This is a genomic window from Erythrobacter sp. (assembly GCF_023653175.1).
In the GTDB taxonomy this organism is placed as follows: Bacteria; Pseudomonadota; Alphaproteobacteria; order Sphingomonadales; family Sphingomonadaceae; genus Erythrobacter.
Map to the genome: position 1 here is coordinate 1 of NZ_JAMNXL010000264.1, position 3,467 is coordinate 3,467.

Genomic DNA, 3,467 nt, shown 5'->3' on the forward strand with positions numbered 1-3,467 from the left:
AAGAGTGGGGCTTCAGCGGCTTTACCGTGTCGGATGCCAACTCGGCGCACGACCTTGCCAAACACAATTTCGCGCGGGATCGGGCTGACGCTGCAGTGCGCGCGCTTAATGCCGGGCTCGATATGGAGATGGCGCTCGAAGCGCATGACTCGGTGTTCAACACTCTGCCGCAGGCACTGGCCGATGGACGGATTGATGCCGCGCGGCTCGACGATGCCGTGCGCCGGGTGCTGACAATCAAGGCACGACTGGGTTTGTTTGATGCGCCCTTTGCAAAGCCCGGCGCGGCGATGCAGGTCCTTGATTACCCTGCACACCGCGAAGCGGCTAGGCATGCCGCTGAGCGCAGCTTTGTCCTGCTTCGCAATCAGGATGGAGTCCTCCCGCTTGACCCCCAAGCCTTGCGGAAGATTGCGGTCATCGGCCCGCTCGCAGATTCTGCTCGCGACACCATCGGCCCCTGGGTGTTCGATCATGACAATGCCGAAACAGTCACGGTGCTGACCGGCATCCGCGATCGCCTCCAAGGGGCAACCGAAGTTGTACATGTAACGGGCGTCTCGATCGAGCAGCGGCTCAATCCTTCGTTCTTCGACGATATTCCGGGCTTTGATATCGCGCCGCTCGTTAGCGTCGATGACGATGTGGGGATTGCCGAAGCCGTGGCAGCCGCGCGAGATAGCGAAGTAGCGTTGCTCGTGCTGGGCGAGGCACAAAACATGATCGGTGAAGCAGCTTCACGCTCTTCGCTCGATTTGCCGGGGCGTCAGCAGGAACTGCTCGAAGCAGTGATCGCCACAGGTACACCGACCGTGCTTCTGATCATGGCGGCGCGTCCACTTGACCTGAAGGGTGCGCAGCCCGATGCCATCCTTCAGATATGGTATCCCGGCACCCAAGGCGGCAAGGCCGTTGCCAATGCCGTTTTCGGCGACGCCGTGCCAGGCGGGAAGCTTCCCTTTACCTGGGTGCGCAGCATCGGGCAGGTGCCGCTTCACTATGCGCGGATGGTAACTCACAAGCCCAAGGAGCGCGAAATGCGCTACTGGAACGAAGATGGCACGCCGCTCTACCCGTTCGGCTTCGGGCTCAGTTACACAACCTTCGCCTATTCTGACCTCGTGATCGGAGCAGAGACTATCGGATCTGACGATGATCTGCCGATTGCAGTGACACTGACCAACACCGGTCCCGTGACGGGAGACGAAGTCGTCCAGCTTTACATTCACCAACGTCACGGCAGCGCGGCGCGCCCGGTGCGTGAGCTCAAAGGCTTCGAACGTGTGACTCTCGCGCCTGGGGAAAGCCGAATTGTGCAGTTCACCCTCGGCGCCGGTCAGCGACGTTACTGGTCGTCCGCTGCTCGCGGATGGGTCGCGGATGCAACCACCTTTGATGTGTACATTGGTGGTGATTCCACGACCAACCTTGCCGGCACGTTCACGGTCACGCCTGCACCCTAATCATTCGGGAGAACATTCGTGCAGCCCATCGCCACTTCGGGCCCTGCTGGTCCACTGAAGCCAGTCGGGCTGGGCTTCATGCTCGCCTATCTCCTGACTGTGTTCGCAATCTACCTCGCATTGTTTGCGCCCCTGCTCGCTTCGATCGCGGTTAAACTGGGGCAGCTGTCAGGCACGGCTGATCGCGCCGTTGATCTGGGGACAGTGCTCGCTCCGGGAGCCCTTGCAGCGCTTGTTTCTGCGCCGATCTTCGGCGCACTGTCCGACCGTACGCGCAGCCGCTTCGGAAAGCGAAAGCTCTGGATCGTGGTTGGCTGCGCAATCCTGTTCGGTGGCCTCCTATTGATGGCTCAGGCCGGATCGCTGTTCATGCTCGGCGCGGGATGGTTTCTGGTCCAGATCGGCGCGAACGCGGCAATGGCAGCCAACAACGCTCTGCTTCCGGAGTTCGTGCCCGAGGAACAGCGCGGCAAAGTGTCTGCGCTCCTCGGCATTGCACTCAGCCTTGCACTTTTCCTCGGAGCCTACGTTACCCAATACACTGCCCACAACAATCTGCTGATGTTCCTCGCACCCTGGGTGATCGTACCTGTCGCGGTGATCTGGCTGTTCGGCACGTTCAGCGATAGTCCCGCCGCCGACCTCCCGCCATTCCGCGCGGTCGATGTGGTCCGCACGTTTTGGGTCAACCCGCGAGAGCATCCCGACTTCGGCTGGGCATTCCTCAGCCGCCTTCTGGTCTTCATGGGTGTGGCCTACTTCCTCAGCTACCAGTTCATCTTCGCCAATGACGCGCTTGGATTGGGCGAGGCAGCTGCATTGGAAATTCTGGCTCAGGCGCAGCTGATCACCACCGTCGTGACGATCGTCTGCACTCTTGCAAGTGGCTGGCTGTCCGATCGGATCGGACGGCGCAAGCCGGTCGTGCTGGCCGCCGGACTTCTGGTTGCTGCTGGTTTAGTGGTCATTGCAACCGCGACGACACCCGGGCAATTCCTGATCGGAGCGGCAGTATACGGCGTGGGGCAGGGGGTCTATTTCGCTGTCGACATGGCGCTGGTTGCAGCAGTGCTGCCCAATCCTGATGACACCGCTAAAGATCTGGGCGTGTTCAATATCGCGAGCACCTTGCCCCAAAGCCTCGCGCCGATGATCGCGCCGCTGTTCCTCGTGATCGGATCGCCCTCCGGACAGAATCTGCCTGCGGTCTTCCTGGCCGGGGCAGCTTTTGCGGTGGTTGGTGCGTTCGTGGTTCTGCCGATCCGAAAGACCCGCTAAGCCGGATATCCCTCGCGTCTGGGATGATAATTGAGGCGGTCGTCGCTCTCACCGACATGGCAAAAGAAAGGGGCCGCACCTCCCGGTGCGGCCCCATTTTTGTAAGCCAATCTCGTTGGCAATCGGTTCAGAACTTGAACCCCATGCGCAGATACCATTCCGTGGGCCGGCTGAACTGGCCGATGATCGCCCCAAAGGCTGGAATGGCAGTCCCGGACGCGACGTAGCGTTCGTCGGTCAGGTTGGTGCCGCCCAGCGTGACGGTGTACCGCTCTTCGGGGTCACGGTAGGCGATACTGGCGTTGAGGAGCGAGACCGCCGGACGATTGAGCACGAAGGTTCGCTCGACATTGTTCGTCTGCTCCGAGATGAAGGTGTAATCACCCAGCAGCGTGATCGACCCGCCATTGCCCAGATCGAACTCATATCGAGGGCTGAAGTTGATCTTCCATTCGGGCGTCTTGGGAAGCGTGCTGCCTACGATTGCCCCGGCCTGCAAGGCATTCGGGCCGCTGGTGACGGCCACAGCGGGATCGAGCGAGGTATAGACCGCATCGGTATACCCAAGCGCGAAGTTCAGCGTCAGGCCATCGACCGGCTCTGCCACAACTTCAAGTTCCGCACCCTGGATCCGGCCATCGCCGACGTTGGCGATGGTCGGCGATCCGCCTTCCTGGAAGTTGAGCTGGATGCCGTTATAGTCGGTGTAGAACAGCGCCGCGTTGA

General features: G+C 60.9%; 3 protein-coding genes. 2 read left to right on the plus strand and 1 reads right to left on the minus strand.

From position 1 onward, the window contains the following. Together NBV68_RS18570 and NBV68_RS18575 are read left to right on the plus strand one after the other, a co-directional pair. Positions 1-1,463: glycoside hydrolase family 3 C-terminal domain-containing protein (locus tag NBV68_RS18570; RefSeq protein ID WP_296312843.1), on the plus strand; the 1,463-nt coding region annotated here is incomplete at its 5' end. 78 nt (positions 1,464-1,541) lie between these two features. Next, positions 1,542-2,741 carry an MFS transporter gene (locus tag NBV68_RS18575; protein WP_296312845.1) on the plus strand — a complete coding sequence of 400 codons (1,200 nt, stop codon included), beginning with the start codon at positions 1,542-1,544 and terminating at the stop codon, positions 2,739-2,741. A gap of 127 nt (positions 2,742-2,868) precedes the next feature. On the opposite strand, the gene NBV68_RS18580 is transcribed toward NBV68_RS18575, so the two are convergent. Beyond that, a partial coding sequence (locus NBV68_RS18580) for a TonB-dependent receptor (RefSeq protein ID WP_296312847.1) occupies positions 2,869-3,467 on the minus strand: 599 nt, incomplete at its 5' end.

Bases quoted from the DNA above. Each gene is read 5' to 3' on its own strand.
- NBV68_RS18575 (WP_296312845.1), top strand. From the start codon at position 1,542: ATGCTCGCCTATCTCCTGACTGTGTTCGCAATCTACCTCGCATTGTTT.